This is a genomic window from Bradyrhizobium rifense (genome assembly GCF_008123425.1).
Classification (GTDB): Bacteria; Pseudomonadota; Alphaproteobacteria; order Rhizobiales; family Xanthobacteraceae; genus Bradyrhizobium; species Bradyrhizobium rifense.
In genome coordinates this window covers 61718-85004 of sequence record NZ_VSSS01000058.1, presented here as the reverse complement: position 1 = coordinate 85004, position 23287 = coordinate 61718, and the positions used below count along the sequence as shown (strand labels likewise).

At 63.4% G+C, this 23287-nt stretch carries 20 protein-coding genes; 9 read left to right on the top strand and 11 right to left on the bottom strand.

From position 1 onward, the window contains the following. Window positions 1–12: 12 nt before the first annotated feature. Genes FXB40_RS34605 through FXB40_RS34585 form a run of 5 tightly spaced genes read right to left on the bottom strand, consistent with a single transcriptional unit; the run spans window position 13 to window position 5384 of the window. The gene (locus FXB40_RS34605; protein WP_148776764.1) at window positions 13–1545 is read right to left on the bottom strand and encodes an ABC transporter ATP-binding protein; all 1533 of its coding nucleotides are present in this window, start codon (window positions 1543–1545) and stop codon (window positions 13–15) included. Beyond that, window positions 1542–2225, bottom strand: coding sequence for a biuret amidohydrolase (gene biuH / locus FXB40_RS34600; RefSeq protein ID WP_148776763.1), 684 nt, complete (start codon window positions 2223–2225; stop codon window positions 1542–1544). Before biuH ends, FXB40_RS34605 begins: the two co-directional genes overlap by 4 nt. 11 nt (window positions 2226–2236) lie before the next feature. Beyond that, on the bottom strand, window positions 2237–3163 hold the full coding sequence (locus FXB40_RS34595; protein WP_148776762.1) for an ABC transporter permease: 927 nt from the start codon (window positions 3161–3163) through the stop codon (window positions 2237–2239). Then, window positions 3163–4275 (bottom strand): ABC transporter permease, encoded by a 1113-nt coding sequence (locus tag FXB40_RS34590; protein ID WP_148776761.1) that lies wholly within the window; start codon window positions 4273–4275, stop codon window positions 3163–3165. Before FXB40_RS34590 ends, FXB40_RS34595 begins: the two co-directional genes overlap by 1 nt. Further along, window positions 4272–5384, bottom strand: coding sequence for a BMP family ABC transporter substrate-binding protein (locus FXB40_RS34585; protein ID WP_148776760.1), 1113 nt, complete (start codon window positions 5382–5384; stop codon window positions 4272–4274). The genes FXB40_RS34590 and FXB40_RS34585 overlap by 4 nt, the downstream gene beginning before the upstream one ends. Window positions 5385–5788: 404 nt before the next feature. On the opposite strand from FXB40_RS34585, the gene FXB40_RS34580 reads away from it, so the two are divergent. The 5 genes from FXB40_RS34580 (at window position 5789) to FXB40_RS34560 (ending at window position 12939) form a co-directional block, all read left to right on the top strand. Next, complete coding sequence (locus FXB40_RS34580) at window positions 5789–7048, top strand: allantoate amidohydrolase (RefSeq protein WP_187437348.1); 1260 nt, start codon at window positions 5789–5791, stop codon at window positions 7046–7048. Window positions 7049–7143: 95 nt separating this feature from the next. Next, window positions 7144–8517 carry a hypothetical protein gene (locus FXB40_RS34575; protein WP_148776758.1) on the top strand — a complete coding sequence of 458 codons (1374 nt, stop codon included), beginning with the start codon at window positions 7144–7146 and terminating at the stop codon, window positions 8515–8517. Between the two features lie 268 nt (window positions 8518–8785). Next, window positions 8786–10855 (top strand): alkaline phosphatase family protein, encoded by a 2070-nt coding sequence (locus FXB40_RS34570; protein ID WP_148776757.1) that lies wholly within the window; start codon window positions 8786–8788, stop codon window positions 10853–10855. A 96-nt stretch (window positions 10856–10951) separates the two neighbouring features. Beyond that, complete coding sequence (locus FXB40_RS34565) at window positions 10952–12511, top strand: tetratricopeptide repeat-containing sulfotransferase family protein (RefSeq protein WP_148776756.1); 1560 nt, start codon at window positions 10952–10954, stop codon at window positions 12509–12511. Continuing rightward, on the top strand, window positions 12508–12939 hold the full coding sequence (locus FXB40_RS34560; RefSeq protein ID WP_148776755.1) for a hypothetical protein: 432 nt from the start codon (window positions 12508–12510) through the stop codon (window positions 12937–12939). Before FXB40_RS34565 ends, FXB40_RS34560 begins: the two co-directional genes overlap by 4 nt. A gap of 11 nt (window positions 12940–12950) precedes the next feature. Here the strand turns inward: FXB40_RS34560 and FXB40_RS34555 are convergent, their stop codons facing one another. Continuing rightward, a complete protein-coding gene (locus FXB40_RS34555; protein WP_148776754.1) occupies window positions 12951–14270 on the bottom strand; it encodes a dicarboxylate/amino acid:cation symporter in 1320 nt (439 codons plus the stop codon). 152 nt (window positions 14271–14422) lie between these two features. Continuing rightward, complete coding sequence (locus tag FXB40_RS34550; protein ID WP_148776753.1) at window positions 14423–15436, bottom strand: formamidase; 1014 nt, start codon at window positions 15434–15436, stop codon at window positions 14423–14425. A gap of 233 nt (window positions 15437–15669) precedes the next feature. Here FXB40_RS34550 and FXB40_RS34545 point away from each other — a divergent pair, with 233 nt between their 5' ends. Genes FXB40_RS34545 through FXB40_RS34535 form a run of 3 tightly spaced genes read left to right on the top strand, consistent with a single transcriptional unit; the run spans window position 15670 to window position 19617 of the window. Next, entirely contained in the window at window positions 15670–16338 is a 669-nt protein-coding gene (locus FXB40_RS34545; protein ID WP_148776752.1) for a TetR/AcrR family transcriptional regulator, read from the top strand. Between the two features lie 8 nt (window positions 16339–16346). Next, the gene (locus FXB40_RS34540) at window positions 16347–18212 is read left to right on the top strand and encodes an adenine deaminase (RefSeq protein WP_187437344.1); all 1866 of its coding nucleotides are present in this window, start codon (window positions 16347–16349) and stop codon (window positions 18210–18212) included. 13 nt (window positions 18213–18225) lie between these two features. Continuing rightward, window positions 18226–19617: an NCS2 family permease gene (locus FXB40_RS34535; RefSeq protein WP_148776750.1), complete on the top strand. Its 1392-nt coding sequence runs from the start codon at window positions 18226–18228 to the stop codon at window positions 19615–19617. An 8-nt stretch (window positions 19618–19625) separates the two neighbouring features. On the opposite strand, the gene FXB40_RS34530 is transcribed toward FXB40_RS34535, so the two are convergent. Then, the gene (locus FXB40_RS34530; RefSeq protein ID WP_148776749.1) at window positions 19626–19847 is read right to left on the bottom strand and encodes a hypothetical protein; all 222 of its coding nucleotides are present in this window, start codon (window positions 19845–19847) and stop codon (window positions 19626–19628) included. 353 nt (window positions 19848–20200) lie between these two features. Between FXB40_RS34530 and FXB40_RS34525 the strand changes: the two genes are divergently transcribed. Then, the gene (locus tag FXB40_RS34525; RefSeq protein WP_148776748.1) at window positions 20201–20383 is read left to right on the top strand and encodes a hypothetical protein; all 183 of its coding nucleotides are present in this window, start codon (window positions 20201–20203) and stop codon (window positions 20381–20383) included. A 21-nt stretch (window positions 20384–20404) separates the two neighbouring features. Here the strand turns inward: FXB40_RS34525 and FXB40_RS34520 are convergent, their stop codons facing one another. The 3 genes from FXB40_RS34520 to FXB40_RS34510 all read right to left on the bottom strand — a co-directional run bounded on the left by FXB40_RS34520 (window position 20405) and on the right by FXB40_RS34510 (window position 23086). Then, the gene (locus FXB40_RS34520) at window positions 20405–21784 is read right to left on the bottom strand and encodes a vWA domain-containing protein (RefSeq protein ID WP_148776747.1); all 1380 of its coding nucleotides are present in this window, start codon (window positions 21782–21784) and stop codon (window positions 20405–20407) included. A gap of 6 nt (window positions 21785–21790) precedes the next feature. Then, window positions 21791–22738 (bottom strand): AAA family ATPase, encoded by a 948-nt coding sequence (locus FXB40_RS34515; RefSeq protein ID WP_148776746.1) that lies wholly within the window; start codon window positions 22736–22738, stop codon window positions 21791–21793. Between the two features lie 147 nt (window positions 22739–22885). Next, window positions 22886–23086 (bottom strand): hypothetical protein, encoded by a 201-nt coding sequence (locus tag FXB40_RS34510; protein ID WP_057749711.1) that lies wholly within the window; start codon window positions 23084–23086, stop codon window positions 22886–22888. Window positions 23087–23287 lie beyond the last annotated feature (201 nt).

The window sequence follows — 23287 nt, the reverse complement described above, 5'->3', positions numbered from 1 at the left end:
GCACCTCCGCGCTTAGTGCCCCGCCATATGCCGGCCGACCTCGGTGAGATCGGCTTCGCTGGTCCGTGCTTCATACACGAATTCGCCGTGGAACATCACCACCAGCCGGTCGGATAGTTCGAGCAATTCGTCGAGATCCTCGCTGACCAGCAGCACCGCGGCGCCGCGATTGCGCGCGGCCATGATCTCGGCGTGGATCTGCGCCACGGCCGCGAAGTCGAGGCCGAAGCAGGGGTTGGCCGCGATCAGCACCTCGACCTCGCTGCCGAGCTCGCGGGCGAGCACGGCGCGTTGGACGTTACCGCCCGAGAGCGCCGAGATCGGCGTATCCGGGGTGCGGGTCTTGATCTTGTACTGCCCAATCTTCTTCTTCGCGTCGTCGCGGAAGGCGCCGCGGTTGAGCCACCAGCCACCGCTGGCGAAGGGGGCGCGGTCGAACTCGCGGAAAGCGATGTTGTCGGCGACGCTCATGCCGCCGACGCAGGCGTTCTTCAGCGGCTCCTCGGGCAGGAGCGACATTTTGTGGCGCCGCATCTCTTCGCGGCTGGCGTGATAGGGATCGCCGGCGACGCGGATTTCGCCATCCTCCGCTTCGCGCTGGCCGGCCAGGACTTCGACTAGCTGGCGCTGGCCGTTGCCGGAGACGCCTGCGATGCCGACGATCTCGCCGGCACGCACGGTGAGAGAGACGTCATGCACGGCGATGGCGCCGGCATCGTCGAGCGCACGGATCTTTTCCAGCTCCAACCGCGCCTGTCCGGCTTCGCCGGTGCGCGGCGGCTGCACGGTCAACTCCTCGGCGCCGATCATGGTGCGTGCCATCGCGTCCGGCGTCAGCTCGGCGACCTTGCCGGCACCGGCGAGCTTGCCGCGGCGCAGGATCGTAACCTCGTCGGCGAAGGCCATGACCTCGCGGAACTTGTGCGTGATCATCAGGATCGTCAGCTCGCCCTTGACGACCATGTCGCGGAGCATGCCGAGCACCTCGTCGGCTTCGGCCGGCGTCAGCACCGAGGTCGGCTCATCCAGGATCAGGAAGTGGCGCTTGAGATAGAGCTGCTTCAGGATCTCGCATTTCTGCCGTTCGCCGGCCGAGATGTCGGAGACCTTTGCACCGAGCGGCACCTTGAAGGGCATGCGAGCGAGGAACGTTTCGAGCTCCTTCATCTCCTTCGGCCAGTTCACCACGGCCGGCACGTCATCGCGTGCCAGCACGAGGTTTTCGGCAACTGTCATGGCCGGCACCAGCGTAAAATGCTGGTAGACCATGCCGAGACCGAGCGCATGCGCGTCCTTCGGATTGGCGATCGCCTGCTCGCGGCCGCCGACGAGGATGTCGCCTTCGGTCGCGTGGTAATAGCCCATGATGCATTTGACGAGGGTCGACTTGCCGGCGCCGTTCTCGCCGAGCAACGCATGGAACGAGCCGGGCCGCACCTTCAGCTCGACATTGTCCAGCGCCAGGAAATCGCCGAAGCGCATGGTCATGGCGATGGCATCGACGCCGAAGGCGCCGGAGGGCGGAGGTGGTTCGCCGATGATCACGAAATCGCTCCGATGAAGGCATCCGAGGTCGAGACGGCGCCGAACACCCCGCCCTGCATCTTGATCATCTTCAGCGCATGGTCGTGGTTGCTCTTGTCGGTCGCGCCACAGCAATCGTGCAGCAGCACGCATTCGAAGCCGCGGTCGTTGGCCTCGCGCATGGTCGTGTGGACGCAGACATCAGTGGTGATGCCGGTCAGCACGATGTTCTCGATGCCGCGCACGCGCAGGATCAATTCGAGATCGGTGGCGCAGAACGAGCCCTTGCCGGGCTTGTCGATGATCGGCTCGCCCGGCAGGGGGCTAAGCTCCTCGATGATGTCCCAACCGGGCTCACCGCGCACCAGGATGCGGCCGCACGGGCCGGGATCGCCGATGCCGGCGCCAATCTGGCGCGAGCGCCAGCGCTTGTTTGCCGGAAGATCGGAAAGATCGGGGCGGTGGCCTTCGCGGGTGTGGATGATGTGAAAGCCTTGGCTCCGCATCGCTGCGAGCAGTCTCTTGATTGGCTCGATCGGCGCCCGTGTCAGCGACAGATCATAGCCCATCTTGTCGACATAGCCGCCGATGCCGCAGAAATCGGTCTGCATGTCGATGATGATGAGCGCGGTGTTTTGCGGGCGGAGATCGCCATTGTAGGGCCAGGCGTAGGGCTCGGACTTGATAGTGCGCTCGGGCATGATTTCGCTCTCTAACGGGTGATCGACAATTCGGCCGGGGCTCCGGTCAGCGTGCGTTTCGGCGAGCAGGTGATAATCATGATCGCCAGCGTCAGGATGTAGGGCGCGGCGTTGAAGAGGTGATAGCCGGAGGTGACGCCGACCGATTGCAGCGCCGGTCCGAGCGCCGCCGCGCCGCCGAAGGCGAGCGAGGCCCACAGGCAGAGCAGAGGATCCCAGCGCGCAAAGATCACGAGCGCCACCGCCGTGATGCCCTGGCCGGAGGAGAGGCCCTCGTTCCAGCTGCCGGGATAGAACAGCGACAGGAACGAGCCGCCGATGCCGGCGAGGAAGCCGCCAACCATGGTCGCACGCAGGCGGATCAGAAGCACGGAGTGGCCCATCGCGCGCGCAGCGTCTGAGCTCTCGCCGGCGGTGCGGATGAGCAAGCCCCAGCGCGTGGTGCGGAAGGCCCAGTAAAGGATCGGCGCCAGCGCGACGCCGATCAGGAACAACACGTTGACGCGCAGCGCCGCGCGGAGCTGCGGGATGTCGCTCCACCAGCCGAAATCGATCGCGGGCAAACGCGGTGCGGTGGGCTCGATCAGCGGCTTGCCGAGATAGAAAGCGAGGCCGGTGCCGAACAGCATCAGGGCGATGCCGACCGCGACGTCATTGACGCGCGGGAGTGAGCAGATACCGGCGTGCAGCGCGCCGAGAAGCGCGCCGGTGATGCCGGCGGCGAGCACGCCCAGCCACGGCGATCCCGAGAGATAGGAGATGCCGTAGGCGCTCATCGCGCCCATCACCAGCGTGCCTTCGAGGCCGAGATTGATGCGGCCGGACCGCTCGGTGATGCATTCGCCCAGGCTCACGAACAGGAAGGGCGTGGAGACGCGAATGGCGCCGCCGAGCACGGCGAGCGGGACGGTCCAGAGTCCGATCGATCCGTCTGCCATCAGGACTTGCCTTTCAGGAAGCCGATGCGGCCGTAGAGCGCATCGCTGGCGAGCACGAAGACGAAGATGATGCCCTGCAGCACCAGCACTGATGCGTCAGGCAGGCCGAGGCGGCGCTGTAGCAGGCCGCCGCTGGCGCTGATGCCGCCGAGCAGGATCGCGACAGGAATGATCGCAAGCGGATTTTGCCGCGCCAGGAAGGCGACCAGAATGCCGGTGAAGCCATAGCCCGCAGCGAGATTGGCATTGGTGCGGCCTTGCACTGCGGCAACCTCGACCATGCCGGCAAGACCCGCGGCGCCGCCGGCGAGGAAGCAGATGGACAGGATCAGCTTGCTGACGCCGAGGCCGACGATCTTGGCGGCGCGGATGTTGCCGCCGGCTACGCGCGCGGCGAAGCCGAACACGGTGTGATAGATCAGGATGTAGGCGGCGATCGCGGCGATCAGGCCGAAGACGAGGCCCCAATGCACGTCGGTGCCGGGGATGGAGCCGATCATGTTGGCGGCGCCGATCTCGCGGGTCGACGGCTTGTTGAGGCTCGCGGGATCCCGCATCATGCCTTCAACGAGGTGATTGAGGATCGCGAGCGCGATGTAGACGAGCAGCAGGCTCGATATCGTCTCGTTGACGCCGCGATACTGCCGCAATGCGCCTGCCAGCATGATCCACAAGCCTCCGCCGATGACGCCGGCGACGACCATGGCGATCTGTACGACGAGCGGCGGCATGCCCTGAAGCAACAGCGCGGCGCTCGTCGCCGACAGCGCGCCGATCAGCAATGCGCCTTCGCCGCCGATGATGACCATGCCGAGTTGCGCCGGCAGCGCCGTACAGAGCGCAGTGAGGATGAGGGGCGCAGCACGCGTCAGCGTATTCTGCCAGGAGAACCAGGTGCCGAAGGCGCCGTAGTACATGTAGAAATAGAGGTCGAGCGGGTTCTTGCCGAACAGCATGACGAAGATGCCGAACACCACGAGCGCGCCGGCGAGCGCCGCGCCCGGGATCAGGACATATTCGATCGTGCCGCCGTGGCGTTGGAGAAAGCCGGGGTCGGCGGCCGGGGCAACTGTCCCGACCGCCTCGGCAGAATCCGCTGCTTCCGATGTCACGAAGTCGCTCCGATCACGCCCTCCACGAGATAGTCCATCTTCTCGAGTTCGGGATCCTTCTGGCCGCGGTCAGTGCCGGCCGCGATGACGGTCTTGCCCTTGTTGTCGACCAGGCCGCCCTTGAAGATGGCAAATCCGTCCGAGGACAGGAATTTGGCCTTGGCCTCGTCTGCCGCCTTGCGCGCTTCGGCCGAGACGGATTCGCCATAGGCCGAGACCTTGACGATCTCTTCCTTCAGGCCGCCGCGGTAGAAATTCGGGATGCCTTCGCCGGCGGCGATCATCTTGACGAACTTCGGATAGAGCGCTTCCCAGTTCCACTCGGCGCCGGTGAGGTACGCCTTGGGCGCCAGTGCGGACTGGTTGGTGTGATAACCGCAGACGAAGGCCCCGCGCCGCGCGGCGTTCTCGACCATGGTCTTGGGGCCATCGACGTGACAGGTGAGCACGTCCACGCCCTGGTCGATCAGGCTGTTGGTGGCTTCGGCCTCCTTGACCGGCATCGACCAGTCTCCGGTGAAGATCACCTGCGTGGTGGCCTTCGGATTGACGGACCTGGCGCCAAGCGCGAAGGCGTTGATGTTGCGCAGCACTTGAGGGATCGGCTTGGCTGCGACGAAGCCGAGCTTGCCGCTCTTCGAGGTCAGGCCGGCGACGATGCCCGAGATGTACTGGGCCTCGTCGATATAGCCGAAATAGCTGCCGGCATTCTTCGGATCCTTGTCGCTCCAGAGGCCGCCGCAGTGCTCGAAGCGCAGCTTCGGGTACTTGGTGGCCATCTTGATCATGTGCGGATTGTAGTAACCGAACGAGGTCGGGAAGAGCAGGGTGGCACCGTCGAGATTGATCATGGACTCGATCGTCTTCTCGACCGCGTCGGTCTCCGGCACCTTCTCTTCCTCGACGACCTTCAGTCCGGGAATCTTCTTCAGCGCCGCCGCGCCCTGCGCGTGTGCCTGGTTGTAGCCGTAGTCATCGCGCGAGCCGACATAGATGAAGCCGATGGTCGTGTCGGCCGCGAAGGCCGGGCGGGCGCCGGCCGCCGCGCCGAGGGTGAGGGCGGCACCGCCCTGCAACAAATGACGTCGTGAAATCCTGCCAAAATCCATTGCTTGCTCCCCTTGGCGGCTGGACCGCCCTAATCTCGCGGCTGCGCCGGTCTGGCGGAGCCGGGATAGGATGTCGCAAGCTTCGTGCCAGAGGCTGTAGAACGGGCATTTCGTAATAAGCTATTGAAAAATATAAAATATATCTACCGTTGGAATCTTGATTAGGAAATCGGCAGATTAAATTATGAGCAGTATTGTCCGATTGTATGCAAGGTAGTTAAGCAGTCTTAACCCGCTTTCACGTGTGCATAATGGGACTGCGGTGGTCGGCCGACCACCCGCATTCATGCTAACCACGCGCTGATTTGGAGCGGCGCCGGCCGCCTGAATTCGCTGGCACCGAACTTGTATCGATTGGGATTGCGACCGCCCGCGCGGTCTCCAGGATGGAAAGCTTGACCGAGATGGTTGCCGTGACTGCCGCTCAACATGCATCGCTCGGCGAGGAGATCGTGCGTCGGATCAACGAGCTCGCGGCGATCTCGGAAGAAGACGGCAAGCTCACCCGTATTTATCTCACCAAGGAACTGCGCACCGCCTCGGACCTCATCCTTGGCTGGCTGCGCGAGGCCGGCATGAGCGCGCATCTCGATGCGATCGGCAATGTCTGCGGCCGCTACGAAGGCGAGCGGCCGGGGGCCCCCTGCCTGATGCTCGGCTCGCATTACGACACGGTGCGTGACGCCGGCAAATGGGACGGACCACTCGGCGTGATCACGGCGATCGCCTGCGTCGCCGAGCTCAACCGCCGCGGCAAGCGCCTGCCGTTTGCGATCGAGGTGGTCGGCTTTGCCGACGAGGAGGGCGTGCGCTTCGCCTCGACCCTGCTTGGCAGCCGCGCCCTCGCCGGCACTTTCGACGAGAGCGTCTTGAACACACGCGACCGCGACGGCGTGTCGATGCGCGATGCGCTCGTCAAATTTGGCCTCGATCCCGACCACATCGGCGCGGCGGCGCGCGCGCGGCGCGAGCTGCTGGCCTATCTTGAATTGCACATCGAGCAGGGACCGGTGCTGGAAGCGCAGGGTCTCCCCGTCGGCGTCGTCACCGCGATTGCGGGCGCGACGCGGCTGGCGGCGCGGCTCACCGGCATGGCTGGTCACGCCGGCACCGTGCCGATGGCGCTGCGCCGTGACGCGCTCAGTGGTGCTGCCGAATGCATTGGCGCGATCGAGCAGTTTTGCCGGACCGACGAGGGCGGCCTGGTTGGCACCGTCGGCTATATCCAGGCGAGGCCCGGCGCGACCAATGTCATTCCGGGCGAAGTATCCTTCACCATCGACATGCGCGCGCCGACCGATATGCATCGCAAGCGCGCGGTCGCCGACGTCGTCAGGCAGATCGAGGCGATCGCAAAGCGACGGCAACTGGCGCTTCAGCTCGACGTCACCCATGAGAACCGCACCGCGCCTTGCGCGCCCTGGCTGAAGGACCAGATCGCGCACGCAATCGCCGCGGAAGGCTTTTCCGTCTTCGAGCTGCCGAGCGGAGCTGGGCACGACGGCATGGCGATCATCGACATTGCCGACGTCGGCATGATCTTCGTCCGCTGCCGCGGCGGCATCAGCCATCATCCGGACGAGCATGTCGAGCTGGCGGACGCCGACGCCGGCGCGCGGGTGTTGCTGCGGGTCATCGAGAACTTCAGGCCGCGGGAGGGCTAAGCCCCGCAAGTCACCGGGTAGAGATACGAATCAGGCAGGGCTAAAATAACGCCGGCCCGGCACCGGGATCACCAGACATCAGCCGACCGACACAGATGAACAGCGACATTTCCTTTCCATCCCATCGAGAGAACCGGTTTTACCAGGGCAGGGCCGCGACCTTTGTCGCGAATGCGCTTCAGGCGGTCAATTTCCTCGGTGACCGTTTCCTGAGACAGTCGCATCATTCCTTGTCGGCTATCGAGGACCTTTACCGCCACTCGATGGACAGCGCCTTTTCGGTGACCGAGGCGTTCCTCGTCACGGGCGCGCCGCACGCCTCCGCCTATTACCCGCGTGACTTCGCCTGGTTCTATCCCGACGTTCTCGACCCCGAGACTATCATGGATGCGCAGGACGCGGTGCGCCGGGCGCGCCTGCTCGAAAAGAGCGTACGCCTGTTGCTTGAGGCGGTTCGCGCCGACGTCGTCACGACGACCATCGTTCCCGCAGGACGCGGCCGGTATCTCGGCGTGAACTATTTCTCGCGTCCTTCGGATACGCTGCTCGGCATTCTCGCCGGCCTCCAGCAGATGCTCTCCGCCGAGGAGCGGGCGTCGTCCTATCTGGCGATGTCGCAATGCGCGCATGCCGGTCGTCTGTTGCTGGCCGAATACGGCGGCGATCTGAAGCGCGCGATCCTGAAGCTCGCAAGCGAGCTCGAGCCGTTCGAGGCTGACGGCGCCAGATATTTGCTGTGCGATGCCAGCGGGCCGCGCTCTGCGGCAACGGATACCCGCGCCGAGCGCCGGCGTTTTGTCACCAATGCCTGCGTCTACACGACCTTCGTGTGGGGCGTGCAGCTCGGTGTGGTCGACGAGAACGAGCTGAAGCGGCGGCTCGGGCGCGACCTGGGGCAGTACAAGCAGGACCTGCTTTGTCTGTTCGGCAAGGACGGCTATATCAGGCATTCGCTGGATGGACCGGCCGGCACGCCGGCGTCCCTGGTCGCGCTGGATTTCGTCAGCGTGCATCGCGGCTTCTGGGATATGAGCGATGCCAGCGAGCGCGCGTTGTTTGCGGCCACGACGGATCTGATCATTGCCGAGCCGCGCTTCCGCATCCCCAGCACATTCCACTTCCTGGTGTCCGCTGATAATCCGCGGAACAAGATGATCCACAAGATCGCGGCGCCGGCCTATCAGGGACGTTCCTCCTGGCCGACGTTCAATGTCGAGTTCGCGGACCGCATGCTGGACTACGATGAATTCGCGGGGAGTGAGACCTATCGCGCCTATGCGCAGGGCATATTGAAGGACATTCGCACTGCGACCGAGGTCCATGGCGGATATCAGGAGCTGATCTCGGAATCAGGCCTGAAATATCGCACCTGGGCCTACAAGGGCGCAGTGGCTCATTCCTGGTTTCCTCGCTTTCTGTCTGTCTGGAGAAGAGCGTTCGGTACGCCACTCCTCCGCTGGACTGACTAACCCACAGATCCGTCTTCGGGCGATGCTTGGACGCCAAGCCGTACGAAGGTGCCTGAATCTGGCGGCGACGAACCCTCAAGCCATTGATCCGCAACTCACAAGTGCCGCCGTCGCTCGGCGCAGGTTGCGACAATCGGTCTCTGCACGCCGTCACAATTGCGTAACAGAACTGACACGCCTGCGCAGCACGTCTGACAAGTGCGCCCCTTAGCCTGACACGCACTGAAACAATTCGCTGCATTCAAGCGACGATAAGGAGGGGCGCGCAATGCTTTCGAAAACGACAAGACGTCTACGCGATCGCACCGTGGTCACTGCTGCGATTCTGGCGCTGATGGGATATGACGTCCACGCGATGGACGCCAACGCTCTCGGCGGCAGCAACAGAAACGGCGATCGAACCGAATCGCCGATCAAACATGTGATCGTCATCCTCGGAGAGAACCGGACCTTCGACCACGTCTTCGCGACCTATGAACCGCGCCGCCCGGACGAACGCGTCGACAATCTCCTCTCCAAGGGCATCATCACCAAGGACGGCTTGCCCGGCCCGAACTACGCCAGGTCGGCGCAGTCCTCCGCCGTGGTCAACAACACCTACTCCATCAGCCCGGGCCAGAAGGCCCCCTACAACAACACGACCAACAAGGTGCAGGCGCCGGGAACCTCCTATGCGCCGCAATCCTGCTACACCTCCGTTGATCAAGCCGCTCTCAATGGGCCCGGGTGTCTCGCCACGCTGCAACTCGCGGCGCAGGGGGATTACGGCCTCCGCCAGCAGGATCTGCCGCTGCTGACGACGGGCGCCACGGGACTGCCCGGCAATTCGCCGGACGCGCGCATCCTTGATTTCGACAGTCTGCCGAACGGTCCCTATCCGCTGGTGACCCTGGCGCAGGCCGGCGAAACCCCGACCAGCCTCTACAAGACCTATGGCGGCAGCCCGGTGCACCGATTCTACCAGATGTGGCAGGAGCTTGACTGCGACGTCGCCAAGGCCACACACCACAATCCGAGCGGCTGCCAGGCCGATCTCTTCACCTTTGTCGAATCGAGCGTCTCCTCTGGGAGCAACGGCAATCCGACCCCGCACGCACTCAAGGAAGGTGCTATCGCGCTCGGCTTCTACAACGTCGCCAAGGGCGACGCCCCTTATCTGACCGAGCTTGCGCGCAAGTACACGCTGAACGACAATTTCCATCAGAGCGTGATGGGCGGCACTTTCGCCAATCACATGATGATCGGCTACGCCGATGCACTCTATTATGCCGACGACAAGGGCGATCCCGCGAAGCCCGACCACGTGCTGGTCCCCGGTTCCAATCCGCCGCAATATGTCAACGAGGTCGAGAACCCGAATCCGGCGCCTGGCACGAACAACTGGTATCTCAATGACGGCTACGGCGGTGGCAGCTATTCGAACTGCTCCGATCCGAGCCAGCCGGGCGTCGGCCCGGTCGTCACCTACCTCAACGCCATCCATGTGTCGCCGCGTTGTGCGCCGAACGCCTATTATCTCCTGAACAACTACGTTCCGGCCTATATCGGCAGCGGCGCCACCGATCCGATCAACAACGGTCCGTTCACCTTGCCGCCTGTCATCAAGCAACGGCATATCGGCGACGCGCTGACCCAGGCCGATGTTTCCTGGGCGTATTTCGGCGAACGCTGGAATGACTTCAAGACCGCGCCCGGAGAAGGCACCAATTTCGGCGCGCTGGACCCGGTCGCCTATCTCTATTGCAACATCTGTAATCCGTTCCTGTTCTCTTCCTCGGTCATGACCCATGCGGCGCAGCGCAATGCGCACATGAAGGATACGCTCGATCTCTACGACGCCATCGTCGACGGCAATCTTCCGGCCGTGTCCTTCGTCAAGCCGAGCACTTTCAACGACGGCCATCCGTCGTCGTCCCGTGTGGATATTTTCGAGGCCTTCACCAAGAACATCGTCGACAAGGTGAAGTCCAACAAGGAGCTGTGGAAGTCGACCGCCATTGTCATCACCATGGACGAGGGCGGCGGCTACTACGATTCCGGCTATATCCAGCCGGTCGACTTCTTCGGCGACGGCACGCGGATTCCGTTGCTGGTCGTGTCGAAATATTCGCGCGGCGGACACATGTCGCATGAATACGGCGATCACGTCTCGATCACCAAGTTCATCGAGCGCAATTGGCATCTCAAGCCGCTTGGGCCCAAGACACGCGACACGCTGCCCAATCCGGTGGCCTCCGACGAGAACCCCTACGTTCCCGTCAATCGGCCGGCGATCGGCGATCTCTTCGGCAATTTCAACTTCGCCGACCGTCACGACGACGATCACGACGAAGACTGATCGGAAACGGATCGTCCTCACTCGCATGACCCGGCGGCTCTCACCAGCCGTCGGGCCAATTCCCATATCAATCGCCGTAGCGTTGGAGCAATCCGCGTGAATGTTACGCTCCCGGGGAGCGCCGCTTCGATCGACGCGGCGCGTGAAGCGTTTGCCGGAGGCGACCTGGGTACCGCCGAGCAGATCTGCGCTGGCATTCTCGGACAGGATCCGTCCGAGTGGCGTGCCTGGGCGTTGCTGACAGAAACCGCGCTGCTGCGAGGCCGGCAGGATGCAGCGGCCGTCAGCGCCGATCGCTCCGTCGCGCTCGCGCCGACAAACCCGATTGCGCTGGTGTTGCGGGCGAAATGCCTGTTCATGACCGGTGAGACACGTCAGGCCTGTGCGGCGACGGACGTCGCGGCACAGTATCTCGACGATGCGCCGGATGCGCTCGATGCGGTCGGGGCGATGTTCGGTCTGCTCGGGCTACAGCAGCGGGCGCGAGAGCTCTTTCGTCGCGCAGTCCTCGGGCGGCCGGACGTGCCGCAATATCTTTTCAACCTGGCTGCTGCCGAGCGGATGATCGGCGCACTCGGCGATGCCGAAGCGCATTGTGATGCGGCCATTGCCTGCGACCGCCATTACGGTCTTGCGCACTATTTGCGGTCGGACCTGCGTATCCAGAGCCCCGATTGCAACCATATCGACGAGATGGAAGCGCTGATCGGTGAGGGAGGCTTGTCCGCCTCGAGCGAAATCATGCTCCGTTTTGCGCTCGGCAAGGAATACGAGGACGTCGAGTTCTGGGGGCGGGCCTTCGACCATGTCGAGGCTGGCTGCAACTTGCAGCGCCGATCGCTTGCTCGCGACCCGGCCACCGAAATTGGCGAGATCGATGCCATCATCCAGGCGCACACGCGACGCTGGATCGAAGCTGCGCCGAGCGGCTACGCCGACGCCGCGCCTGTCTTCGTCACCGGCCTGCCGCGCACCGGGACGACGCTGGTGGAGCGAATCATTGCGAGCCACTCGGCTATGCATTCGGTCGGCGAGACCGGCGCGTTCGCAACCGAGTTGCGCCACGCCATGGCAGAACGTCCGGGCGGCCGCGACCTCGAAGGCATCGGCAAGCGCTATCTGGATTCGGCGGCAGCGCTTCGCGTGCCGGACAATGTTCGGTTCATCGACAAGACGCTCGAAAACTACCTCTATTGCGGCCTCATTCACGCGGCGCTGCCGTCGGCGAAGATCATCCTCGTGCAGCGCCATCCGATCGATTCGTGCTGGGCGATCTACAAGGCGCACTTCCGCGGTAAGTTCTCGTTCTCATATCACCAGACCGAGCTTGCGGATTATTATCTGGCGTACCGCCGTCTGTCACAGCACTGGCGCGCGGTATTGCCGCCGGACGTGCTCATGGAAATCAACTACGAGGACATCGTGCGGGATCAGGCTGCGGCAAGCCGGGACATCATCCGCTTTCTCGGGCTGCCCTGGGAAGATGGGGTGATGCGCTTTCACGACAGCCCGGTGCCATCGGCAACCGCCAGCGCCGTTCAGGTCCGCCGCCCGATCTACGCGTCCTCGGTCGGCAAATGGCGTCACCATGCCGATCGGCTGAGACCGCTGCGCGAACGCCTGGCGCACGAGATTCCGGAGGCGGAGCTGGCATGATTATGCTGCGACCATCGCTGCTTCTCGTGACCGCGTCTGCCGTTCTCCTGGCCTTCGGTCAAGCTGCGTCGGCCGAAGTGAAGGTCGGAGGTCGGCCGGAGGCCGTGCATCTCGAAGTCCACGACGCTTCGCTCCATGACGTGCTGGCGGCGCTGCAGGAGCACTTCAATCTGCGTTATCGCACCATCGATGCGCTCGACGCGCAGACGACGGGTGTCTTTGATGGACCACTGCGGCGCGTGGTGGCTCGCCTCCTCAGCGGCCATGATTACGCGATGCAGGTCACAGCCGACGGCGTCGACGTACTGGTGCTAGTGTCGCAGCAACCCAGCGTCGCCGTGGTTGCTGCGGTGACGCCGGCAAGTGCGGCCAGGCCTCCGCTAACGGCCGCGGAGCGCAGGCATTTTGAGCGTGGGCACCTGCGCTAGAGCGCGGTGGCCTAGCCCTCGGTCACGTCCACCAGCTCGCCGCCGCCGAGCACCTTGGTTGCCTTGGCGCGGTCGAGGTCGCCTTCCCAGGCGGCCACGACGACTGTCGCCACGCAGTTGCCGATGAGGTTGCCGACTGCGCGAGCCATGCCGATGAACCAGTCGACCGACAACACCAGCACGAGGCCGATCGCCGGAATGCTCGGCACCGCGTTCAGCGTCGCGGCGAGGATCACGATCGCCGAGCCCGGTACGCCGTGCGCGCCCTTTGACGTGATCAGGGAGACACCCAGCACCAGCAGAAGATCGCCGAAGGACAGCGGCGTGTTGGTGGCCTGCGCGATGAAGACGACGGCGAGCGTCAGATAGATCGAGAAGGCGTCGAGGTTGAAGGAATAGCCGGTCGGGATGACAAGTCCGACCACGGAATCCTTCACACCCATTCGCTCCAGCTTCTTCATGATCTGGGGCAGCACCGCATCGGAGGACGCGGTCGCGAGCACGATGGTCAGCTCTTCGCGCAGGTAGGAGAGGAACTTGAGGATGTTGATTCCAGCGAGCGCCATCACGCTGCCGAGCACGCCGAGGACGAAGATGCCGACCGAGACGTAGAACAGCATGACCAGCGAAACGAGCTGCTTCAGCGAGCCGACGCCGTATTTTCCGACGGTGTAGGCGACCGCGCCGAGCACGCCAAGTGGAGCAACCCGAACAATAAGTCCCATGACGCGGAACAGCACGGTGGAGGCCGCGTCGATGATCGAGGTGACGAGCTTGCCCTTCTCGCCGCCGACCAGTGCGAGGCCGACGCCGAACAGGACCGCGAAGAACAGCACCTGGAGCACGTCGTTGCGCGACAATGCGTCGAACGAGGTGCTGGGAATCACGTTAAGCAGGAAGGAGCCGATGCCGCCGCCTTGCAGCTTGTGGGCGTTGTCGGCGTAGGTGTTGAGTGCCTTGGCATCGAGCGTGGAGGGATCGATGTTCATGCCATGGCCGGGGCCGAAGATGTAGGCCAGGATGAGCCCGACCACGAGCGCCACGGTGGTCATCACCTCGAAATAGAGCAGCGCCTTGACGCCGACCCGACCGACCTTCTTGAGGTCACCGGCGCCGGCAATGCCGTGCACGACGACGCAGAACACGATGGGCGCCACGATCATCGAGATCAGCTTCAGGAAGGCGTCGCTGAGGATCTTGAGGCTGATGGCGAAGTCCGGCGTGGCTACGCCGAGGATGATGCCCAGGATCAGCGCCGCCAGGACCTGGACGAACAGCGAGGCGTAAAGCGGTTTGGGCTCTGCGGCCGGGGCCGCGGCAATGGTCGACATGACAAATCCCCCGATTCTGACGACGTTTGGCCCCAAGAAGGAGCAACTAACGTGCCAGATTGTCGCGGATTATCCAGGAAAACGTCTGGTCTTCCGGCCTGGTATTCCCGATACGGCGCCGATTATTGCGCCGTGTCCGGGGTCTGAGGCTTTCACTCCGCCGCCTTCGCGGTCCTGCCGAACATGCGGCTCGGTGCTGGGAAACCGCAGGAGGTGCCGTCGGTGATTTTGACCTGGTCTTCCCATGGCAGCCGGTAGGTGCCCGCAACCATGTCCTGCATGAAGGTGTAGGGGCAGTCCATCGCACCGCCCTTCACCGCGACATAGCCGCGGTGCCAGAGCTGGTAGATGTTGTTCTCGACGCCCCAGTTGATGCGGGCTTCGCGCACGAGGTCGGGCCGAACCTCGGCGGTGATGATCTCATCGGCGCGACCGGTAGTGCCGTGCGCCAGCACGGTGCCGTCGAAATTGACGATCATGCCTTCGCCCATCGAATCGAACGAGCCATCCGAGCCGCACATGCAGACATTCGCGGTGACCATCAGGTTCTGGAACGAATTGGCCTGGTTGGTGAAGCGCCAGGAATCGCGGATCGGCGCAGTGTAGCCGGCGGTGCGGATCATGATTTCCGCGCCCTTGTAGGCGCATTCGCGCGCCATCTCCGGGAACATGCCGTCATGGCAGATGATCAGCGCAATCTTGGCGCCGTTCGGGCCTTCGATCACGGGAATGCCGATATCGCCCGGCTCCCACGGCTCGACCGGAATCCAGGGATGAAGCTTGCGGTAATAGAGCTTGATCTCGCCGTGGTCGTCGATGATCAGGCCGGAATTGTAGGGGTTACCATGCGGGTTGAACTCCATGATGGAGAAGCAGCCCCAGATACTGTTGTCGATGCAGGCCTTCTTGAATGCCGCGACCTCGGGCCCGTCGAGCCGGCACATGATCTCGGGATTGGTGTCCATCGAGAGGCCGTGCAGCGAGTATTCGGGGAACACCACCAGATCCATGGTGGAGAGATTGCGGCGCGCCTTGCCGACCATCCAGACGATACGTTCGGTCTGCCTGGCGAGATCGGCTTTGGTCACGACGGTCGGCAACTGCAATTGAACCAGTCCGATGACTACGCCCTCAGGCGATTTGTTCAGCCCGCCAAGCCCGTTCATGATCTGCTCCCTCCGTCGGCTCCCTTGCCGTCCGCGCGACGCCGTTGCGCGCAGTTCTCGGCAGAGCAAATCCGATTTTGGCGGCGCACAAAAGTCCATTTTTCAGGCGGCAGGCAATAGTCGCGCTCGCATGGGCCGCCGGCCCCTAGATCATGCCGACGCCCATTGTTGCGGCGCGGCCTGCCTCAACTCTCGGCTTGACCCTCCAATTTGTCTGATGTCAGACTTATGACATGAGTACAGCAAAGCGACATATCGCCAACCTTCGCGACGAATATGCCGAGATGACGCGGCAGCGCATCGTTACGGCTTTTGTCGAGACGCTGGAGGACGAGGCGGCCGACGACATTTCCATGGCCGCGGTCGCCAAGCGCGCAAAGGTGGCCGAGCGAACCATCTATCGGCACTTCAAGACCCGCGCTGAGCTGTTTGCGGCGGCCGGCGAGTGGATCGAGGACAACGTCTTCAGCTACATTCCCTTCACTTCGCCCGACGAACTGCCGGATATTTTCCGCAAGCTGTGCAAGCGGTTCGACCGTCATCCGCATCTGGCGCGTGCCATTGCGATGACGCGGGCGGGCCGCCGGGTGCGCGCCGGCTTCCGGCGCCACCTGATCGACCAGCATCGCAAGGCGATGGCGCCGTTGGCGCGGCATCTCCCCGCGAAGGAGGTCCGCCAGGCCGAAGCGCTTGCGTCCTATCTCAACAACGTGCTGGCCTGGAACGCGATGCGCGAGGACTTTGGCATGTCCAGTGCCGAGATCGCCGACACGGTCGAGTGGGCGCTCACGACCCTTTTGAATGATGTCCGTCAGCGCGATGCCGCTGCGGCGCGCAACGGCAAGGCTGGCAAATCGCCGCGCAAGCGAACCACGGCGCGCGAAAGCACCGGCGTAGAGTGAGGCAGGCCATGAATGCGATCCCCGACGACCTTCTGATCAACGCGCCCGACGAAGTCCGCACCCGCCAGGACCTGGTGCTGACGGCGCTCGGCCGGCGTCCGGCCGATCGCTCCTTGCGGGTCGGCAGGTTGCTCGACGTGCACAGTCGCACCTGGAGCGAGGATCAGGAAATCGTCTTCAAGGGACGGCGCATCGCCTGGGTCGGGCCGGCCGGTAGCTATCCCGGCGAGGTCCGCGAGCGGGTGCACCGGCCGGATCTTGCGGCGGTCCCCGGCTTCGGCGAGGTGCACAAGCACATCGAAAGCTCGCATCTGACGCCGGAATGGGAGGCGGCGCTGGTGCTGCCGCATGGCAATACCTGGACCTGCGAGGCGAGCCACGAGTTCTCCAACGTCAACGGAGCCCGCAATCTCGAGTTCTGGTTCGAGGCGCGCCGCCGCGGCTCGCCGCTCAAGATCTTTCCGCAGCCGGGATCGGCGGTGCCGCCGACGGCCTATGAATGGGGTGGCGGCTGGTATGGCCACGACGAGCAGGCGGGTTTCATGGCCGAGAGCCTGATGGTCACCGGGCTCGACGAGGTCATGGATTGGCCGGCGGTGTGGAATCCCGACAATCCCTCCTACAAGCGGCTCTGGGGCATGATCGAGGCGACGTTCGCAGCGCGCGGTGTCGTTGAAGGCCATGCCTCCGGCCTGCGGGATCTGCCCTCCATCAACGCCTTTGCCGCGGCGGGGCTCGCCTCCGACCACGAAGTGCAGACGCCGGAGGAGACCTGGGACAAGCTCACCCGCGGCCTGTTCGTCGAGCTACGTGTCTACGCGATGGATGAGATCGTGAAATGGCTGATCGCGAAGGGGCTACAGGACTGGTCGCAGATCGCGTTCACGACGGATGACCGCAGTGCCAGCCACACGCTCGAGCTCGGCGCCAGTGATCACAATGCGCGGGTCGCGATCGAGGCCGGTCTTGCGCCTGAAATCGCAATCCAGTGCCTCACCATCAACCCGGCGCGGCATATGCGCATCACGCCGTTCGTCGGGAGTCTGGCTCCAGGGCGTTTCGGCGATGTCGTGCTGCTCTCGGATGTCACCAAGCTCACGATCGCCGAAGTGTGGGCCGATGGCGCGCAGGTCTCCGAGGGCAAGCGCTATCTTGGTCAGGTGCCTGAAATCCAGTGGCCGGATTGGGCAACCAAGACGGTCAACATCAAGCGCTCGATCACGCCTCAGGATTTCGAACTGCCGGCCGAGCTTGGCCGTACCACGATGAAGGCGGCGGTGATCCGTCCCTTCCATTGGCATCCCGAATTCTACACTCTCGAGCTGCCGGTGCGTGACGGTGCCGTGCAGCGCGACGAGAGCGAGGCCATCACCAAATTCGCCATCGTCGATCGCTTTTCCGGCGATGGCCGCGTCGCAAAGATGTTTTGGCGCGGCTGTGGTCCGCGCACGCCGGAGACGGCTGTTGCCTGCTCGGTGGCGCACGACAAGCACAACATCTGGGTGGTCGGCTCCTCCGACGCGGCGATGGCAAAGGCGGTCAACGCGCTGATCGAGCTTCAGGGCGGCTGGGCGCTGGTGCGCGAGGGCGAGCTCGTTGCCACCGTGCGTTTCGAGGTCGGCGGGCTGATGAGCTGTCGTTCGGCGCAGGCGCTCGATGCCGAGATGCAGGCGCTTTATGCGGAAGGTCGCAAGGTCGACTGGATGTACGAGCCGACGTTCCGGCCGCGCTGGTATCCGGGATTCCCGGAGAGGCTCATGTTTGCGACGCTGACCTGTGCGCCCTGGAGCTGGGTGCTGGTGGCGCCGTGCGAGCAGGCGCCGCTCGGCTTCATCAATGTGCAGACCGGCGAAGCGCACCCGGTGGTCTGGTAAGGGGAGGACTGGAATGAACGAGATGACGAAGCCGCAAGCCGCGCCCGCCGAGCCGGCACCACCCACAGCCTCGGGGCTGCTTGATCGTACTTTTGGCCTCACCGAGCGTGGCACGAGCGTCGGCCGCGAGGTGATGGCTGGCGCGACGACGTTCGCGGCGATGGCCTATATCATCGCCGTCAACCCTGCGATCATGTCCAACGCCGGGATGGACCGTGCCGATCTCGTCAGCGCTACGGCGCTCGCCGCGATCGTCGGCTCGGTGATGATGGGGCTGTGGGCCAATCTGCCGCTGGCGGTGGCGCCAGCGATGGGCTCGAACGTCATCTTCACCTATGTCATCGTCAAGCAGATGGGGATGCCCTGGCAGGGCGCACTCGCCATGGTCGCCTTCACCGGCGTGCTGTTCCTGATCCTCAGCCTGTCGAAGCTGCGCGAGAAAGTCGCGAAGGACGTGCCGGAAGCGCTGAAGATCGGCATCCAGGCGGCGGTCGGTACCCTCATCGTCTTCATTGCGCTACGGGGCGCCGGATTCGTGGTCCAGAATCCGTCAACCTATATCGCCATGGGCTCCTTGCGCAGCCCGCCGGTGCTGCTGACGCTGTTCGGTCTCCTGCTCACGCCGGTGCTGGTGGTGCGCCGGGTGCCGGCGGCGCTGATCCTGTCGATCGCGGTGCTCACGCTGATCGGATTCTTCGTCCCAGGCGCCAACGGCAAGATGGTAACATCAGTGCCATCAGCCATCATGGCGTGGCCGCGCTGGCCGACCAGCACCTTCATGGCGCTCGACATCGGCTATCTCTTCAGCCATTTCGTCGTCGCGCTGCCGCTGCTGTTCTATTTCCTGTGCGCCGAATTCTTCTCGACGCTGGGCACGCTGATCGGCGTGACGGGGGCCGCCAATTTGCGCAAGCCAGACGGCTCAATCCCGAATGCCACTGCCGCATTTGCGACCGATGCGACGGCTTCCATCATCGGGCCGCTGCTCGGAACCTCCGTCGTGACGGCCTATATCGAATCCATCACCGGCGTGCAGGCCGGCGGTCGCACTGGCCTGACCTCGTTGACCGTCGCAGGACTCTTCTTCCTTGCGCTGTTCTTCTGGCCGATCTTCGTCATCATCCCAGCGCAAGCGACCGCGCCTGCACTGGTGCTCGTCGGCGTGCTCATGATGCAAGGACTGGCCCGCATCGACATGACCGATCTCGCCAACGCGGTTCCGATCGTGCTGACGCTGCTGGTCACCGTGCTGACCAACAACCTCATCAACGGAATGGCGCTGGGGACGCTGAGCTACATCGCTCTCGAAGTGGCAGTCGGCCGGCGGTCACAGATTCCGGCGATGGTGTGGGGACTTGGGGTCGTATTCGTCGCATACGCGATCGTGACCGCACAGATCTTTTGACGCGTACGTTAAGCTGCGAGGTCCAGCAATCGGCACGATCCGCGCACCAGCACCTTGCGTCCCATGGGAGTCATTGCGGGCACGCCATCATCAATGACAACGAGACCAAGCTTAACGAGGCTGTCGACGAGATAGGCCTTCGAGAGGCGATTGTTCACCACGGGGTTACGAAGCGTGCGCAGGGCTGCCCATTGATCCGGAGAAAGTTCGAAGTCGAAATCGTCGTTCATATTGCCTCAAGCGATAGTCACGTTCGCGCGCCCCTGTTAGCGGCGCTGCATGAAGACCATGCGACGACAATGAGTCGGGAATTCGGTAAGATGTTTAGAACTTCTCTTCACGAATTGCCGCAGTCTGTTGCGCCACAATAGTTAAGATCGTTCGGACACGATTATCGTCCCGATCATTTGATCACTAATTGATGATCTTCACTTGATGTTGCGCTGCGACGGCTGCAGTGCACGGGAAGCGTTGCTGTCTCATTCTGCGTCGCGATATGCACAGAAATGGTGAGACGCTGGGTTCGTGATTCTGCTACGCTGATTCGCGGGAAATGGCTTCACACGACAAGGAGTGTGAGTGCATGAACAGGCTGGTGGAAATTCGCAGTCAGGAATCCCTGTGCCGTGAGCGTGCCGCGCTCGATTTTGAGCGTCGGGTTTTCTGGCTTACGCAAGCCCAGGAATGGGAACAGCGCGCGCTCGACGAAATTGCCTATCACTTTCGTGAGTGCAATGTCGCTTACATGGAGCTTGCGCGAAGCTGACGTTGGCCGTGAGCTGAGGACTTACTGGTAAGTCGCAACGATATCGGAGACCGCGCGCTCGAGCTGCTGCGCAGTGGCGCATTGTCGCACGACGCTGCAAAAGGTCGCATAGCGCGGCATCTCGGAATCGCCAAAGCCCCAGGCGAGCCGTCCTTCGGGGTTGAGCCAGACCAGTCGCTTCGAGCGCTCGGAGATTCGGCGCAGAATGTCCGCACGTGGGTCGAGATTGTTGCTGCGGGCATCGCCGAGCACGATCACCGTGGTCTGCGGCGTCAACGTGCTCATGAAGTCTTTTTCGAAATCGACCAGCGAAGAGCCGTAGTCGGACGAGCCGAAGCCGACCTTGGACATGATCTCGGCCATTGCCTCTTCAGGCGACTTCTTTTCCAGAATCTCGCTGACCTCGATCAGATGTGACGAGAATGCGAAGGAGTGGACGTCGTCCACGACCTCATGCAGGGAGTGGATCAGGAGCAGGAAGAAGTCAGAGACCTGCGCCACTGAGCCTGAGACGTCGCAGATCGCCACGATCCTTGGCCGGTCGCGATGCTTGCGCTTCCATGCGGTGAGAAAGGGGATGCCGCCCCAGGCAGCGTTGCGGCGCAGCGTGCGGCGCACATCGAGATGACCGCGGCGCTGGCGCTTGCGCGGCTTCGAATAGCGCTCGCGCAGGCGGCGCGCGATCTGGCGGATGAGAGCGCGCATCTCCGCGACCTGGCGCCGCTCGATGCGGGCCAGCGGCGCATTGCGCAGGATTTCGTTGCGGAGGTTTTCGGCTTCCTCGCGGGCATAGAGCGCAAGGCCTTGCGAGACGGTGTCGCGGACTGCTTCGCGCAAAGCGTCTAGCGCGCCGCGGAGACGCTCAGCCAGCGACGGATTGGTCGTGGTGAGTTCGTCGAGATCGTCGCGCAGGCGTTGAAGGCCCATGGCGTCGAGGATGCGGCTGGAGACGATGCCGCGCTGGGTGGAGTAGCGGATGTCGGACAAGGAGGCCGCGCCGGAGGCGCTGGCAATCGCAGCTGAGATTGCATTGCGATCCTGCGACAGCAGCATCTGCGCAAGCGGGCCCAATCCTTCGGGGGGCTGACCTTCGCCTGCTTCGCCGGCCGGGCTTGAGGAGGACGACTGATCAGAGTTGTCTGAGGCGCCGTCATCGTTCTCGGCCCCAGGCTGGTCTTGGCGCGGCTCGGGCTGGCTGAAGAACAGATCAAAGCAGTCGCCGAGCGCGAGCTTCTCGTCCTGCGACTTGGCGAGCGTCAGAAGCAGCGCGTCGCGCAGGATGGCGCGGTCGGTGAGACCGACCTGCGCGACCGCGCGCATCGCATCGATGCTTTCGGCGGGCGAGACATGGACGCCGGCGCCGCGCGCCGCCCGAAAGAAACGATGGAGGTTCTCGCGCATCGGGCGTCAACCGAAGACGTTGGATCGTGCTGCCTTGGCAATGAAAGTCGTGATCTGGGGGTGAGCCGCCTCGATGTCGGCCTCGTATTTCAGGAGCACGTTGAGCGTATCCTTGACGATCTCGGTGTCGAGCTCCGTGGCTTGCAGTAGCACGAGCACGCGCGCCCAGTCGATCGTCTCGCTGACCGAGGGCAGCTTCTTCAAATCCAGCGAGCGGATCTCGTGGATGAAGCCAACCATCTGCCGGCGCAGGGTCTGCGAGATGCTGGGGACACGGCTCTCGACGATGCGCTCCTCCAGCCGCTGCTCGGGGAAGCCGATATGCAGATGCAGGCAGCGCCGCTTCAGGGCGTCACCGAGATCGCGTTCGCTGTTGGAGGTGAGGATCACGGTCGGTGGCGTGATCGCCGAGACCGTGCCGAGCTCGGGGATCGTGACTTGGAAGTCCGAGAGGATTTCCAGCAGCAGCGATTCGAATTCGGCATCCGACTTGTCGATCTCGTCGATCAGGAGCACGCAGCCGCCCGGCTGCTCCAGGGCCTGGAGAAGGGGACGCGGCTCGACGAATTCCTTGGAGAAGAACACGTCGCCGAAATCATGAAGCTGTTCGAGCGCAGCGTGCAGCGTCTGCGCGCCGCCCAGGACTTCGCCGAGCTTATCCTTGAGGATTTGCGTGTAGAGTAGCTGCTTGGCGTATTTCCACTCATAGAGCGCCTTGGCCTCGTCGAGGCCTTCGTAGCACTGCAGTCGGATCATCTTCAGGCCGCGCCAGGCGGCAATCGCCTTGGCAAGCTCGGTCTTGCCGACGCCTGCGGGGCCCTCGACCAGGATCGGCTTCTCGATCTGTTGCGACAAATAGACTGCGGTCGCGATCTGCCGGCTCGCGATATAGCCCTGCGCGGCGAGGCCGCTCTCCACTGCCTCGATCGAGGTCGAGGCCTTCTGTTCAGCCACGAAGGGGCGCTCCCAAAGGTCTTGCTTGAGGCTTGTTCTGCCTGCGTTCCCGGCAAAGAACAAGCCTCGTTTGGGACGGGCCTGATCCGCGCTGACGGCCGCTTTTTCCGTTCAGCGCAAATACTTACGGGGCGTCTTATCGTGCGGTCAGTGCCGAAGCAGCTCGGGCTTGCGGATGGTCTGCCTGACCTCGGCGCCGCAATCGGCGCATTCGTAGACGAAGTCGATCTTGGCAAGGCTCCAGTGCGGCTCGACCTCGCGCACATACATCGGCAGGAACCCCATGCATGTCGGGCAAATCACAGGCGCGATTTCGATATCCTGATGATGCTGTACATAAGCTGGCATCTCGGCTCTCCTTCGCAGGCGACCACCAAACCCCGCGCAAAGGCTACTGCCGGTTGCGTCGATGCCATCATCAACTCTTCCGAACAGAGACGGAACGGCGAGCGTTTGTCGTTCGCTGTGACATTCTTGTTACGTCTCTGTACTGTAACGGGCGGACCAAATGCCTATTTCTCCGGCCGATCCGCTTTTTCTCGGACCATC

Excerpts from the sequence above, each read along its gene's own strand:
- biuH (WP_148776763.1), bottom strand. The coding sequence starts at position 2,225 with ATGCCCGAGCGCACTATCAAGTCCGAGCCCTACGCCTGGCCCTACAAT.
- FXB40_RS34595 (WP_148776762.1), bottom strand. The coding sequence starts at position 3,163 with ATGGCAGACGGATCGATCGGACTCTGGACCGTCCCGCTCGCCGTGCTC.
- FXB40_RS34585 (WP_148776760.1), bottom strand. The coding sequence starts at position 5,384 with ATGGATTTTGGCAGGATTTCACGACGTCATTTGTTGCAGGGCGGTGCC.
- FXB40_RS34580 (WP_187437348.1), top strand. The coding sequence starts at position 5,789 with ATGGTTGCCGTGACTGCCGCTCAACATGCATCGCTCGGCGAGGAGATC.
- FXB40_RS34575 (WP_148776758.1), top strand. The coding sequence starts at position 7,144 with ATGAACAGCGACATTTCCTTTCCATCCCATCGAGAGAACCGGTTTTAC.
- FXB40_RS34570 (WP_148776757.1), top strand. The coding sequence starts at position 8,786 with ATGCTTTCGAAAACGACAAGACGTCTACGCGATCGCACCGTGGTCACT.
- FXB40_RS34560 (WP_148776755.1), top strand. The coding sequence starts at position 12,508 with ATGATTATGCTGCGACCATCGCTGCTTCTCGTGACCGCGTCTGCCGTT.
- FXB40_RS34555 (WP_148776754.1), bottom strand. The coding sequence starts at position 14,270 with ATGTCGACCATTGCCGCGGCCCCGGCCGCAGAGCCCAAACCGCTTTAC.
- FXB40_RS34550 (WP_148776753.1), bottom strand. The coding sequence starts at position 15,436 with ATGAACGGGCTTGGCGGGCTGAACAAATCGCCTGAGGGCGTAGTCATC.
- FXB40_RS34545 (WP_148776752.1), top strand. The coding sequence starts at position 15,670 with ATGAGTACAGCAAAGCGACATATCGCCAACCTTCGCGACGAATATGCC.
- FXB40_RS34540 (WP_187437344.1), top strand. The coding sequence starts at position 16,347 with ATGAATGCGATCCCCGACGACCTTCTGATCAACGCGCCCGACGAAGTC.
- FXB40_RS34535 (WP_148776750.1), top strand. The coding sequence starts at position 18,226 with ATGAACGAGATGACGAAGCCGCAAGCCGCGCCCGCCGAGCCGGCACCA.
- FXB40_RS34530 (WP_148776749.1), bottom strand. The coding sequence starts at position 19,847 with ATGAACGACGATTTCGACTTCGAACTTTCTCCGGATCAATGGGCAGCC.
- FXB40_RS34525 (WP_148776748.1), top strand. The coding sequence starts at position 20,201 with ATGAACAGGCTGGTGGAAATTCGCAGTCAGGAATCCCTGTGCCGTGAG.
- FXB40_RS34520 (WP_148776747.1), bottom strand. The coding sequence starts at position 21,784 with ATGCGCGAGAACCTCCATCGTTTCTTTCGGGCGGCGCGCGGCGCCGGC.
- FXB40_RS34510 (WP_057749711.1), bottom strand. The coding sequence starts at position 23,086 with ATGCCAGCTTATGTACAGCATCATCAGGATATCGAAATCGCGCCTGTG.